1 protein-coding gene is annotated in these 1,110 nt (G+C 34.8%); it reads right to left on the bottom strand.

The window, feature by feature from the left end; all coding sequences use genetic code 11:
- On the bottom strand, positions 1-993 hold a 993-nt coding region (locus tag FHL05_RS12390), incomplete at its 3' end, for a transposase (RefSeq protein WP_238706898.1).
- Between the last annotated feature and the right edge of the window lie 117 nt (positions 994-1,110).

The raw sequence follows: 1,110 nt of genomic DNA, 5'->3' as shown, positions 1-1,110 counted from the left end.
TAAAATATTCTGATAAGCTTCATAGGACTTGGCAAAGCCTTCGTCCAAATCCAAACATTTTGTAATTAAATTTAAATCCGTTTCATAGTAGTTTACACTGTATTGGTATTTGGGCCTTATCTTTTCGATGGAATCGAATGATTCCAAGAATTTCTTCCAATCTCGTTTCATGAATAAATATTCTTTACTACGTTTGGGCATGGTTTTCATTACCTTAATTCTTGAAGAATTAAGAGAACGATTAGCCATCTGAACTATGTGAAACCTATCAACGACTATTCTTGCTTTAGGGAATAATTTTGGAACGAGATTAATATAACCAGCGTTTAAATCTAAAGAAACGGTTTGCACTTGCCCTCTAGCCTTTAAAGAAAAATTTTCAAAATATTTCTTAATCTGATAAGAAGTTCTTCTAGGCAGAATATCCCCGATTCGATGATTGTTACTATTTAGCCAAATAAAGCTCAATTTATCCGTCGCCATAAATTCGTCAAAGGCCATGTGTTTTGGAAGAGAATCTGTGCACCTGTTCTTATGAAGTTTAGCTTCTTCATCAATGACCCGTTGAACGGTCTTATCTGAAACATTAAAGCGTCTTCCGATATCTTTGAGAGAGGTATTGTAAGCAGCCTCAGACAGAATCATCTGTCTGACTGGCTGCGCAATTTGACAACAATCCCAAACATAGTTGGTTTTAGCTACAAAGATTGATCCACAGGACTTGCATACATATTTCTGCCGGTACAATTGAATAAAAGTTGGACGTAAAGATAGTGATGGAGCGATTATCATATTTTTATTGAATCCGTCTTTAATTATGTGGCCTGTAAGGCCACAATTAATACAACGGTCAACTTCTTTAGTAAGTTTTGCAAAATAAACTAAGGATATGGTTCCATGTATATTCATGAAGGCCGAGTCATCAGTAAAAACAATATTCTTGTCTTTCATTTCTAGAGCATTTCGTATAGACTTGTTTGTTAAGGGCATCATTCAAATTCCTTTCATTGTGAAGCTGTAGAGGGTCGAACATCTAAAGGGCATGAATGGTGTCCTTTTTTGGTGTTCTTAAATGGTTATTACTAATAAATGGTATACAAAAATAAAGTT

The sequence above is a fragment of the Companilactobacillus halodurans genome (assembly GCF_009600995.1).
Classification (GTDB): Bacteria; Bacillota; Bacilli; order Lactobacillales; family Lactobacillaceae; genus Companilactobacillus; species Companilactobacillus halodurans.
The sequence above is the reverse complement of the archived record's forward strand: the minus strand, read 5'-3'. Positions and strand labels throughout refer to the sequence as shown.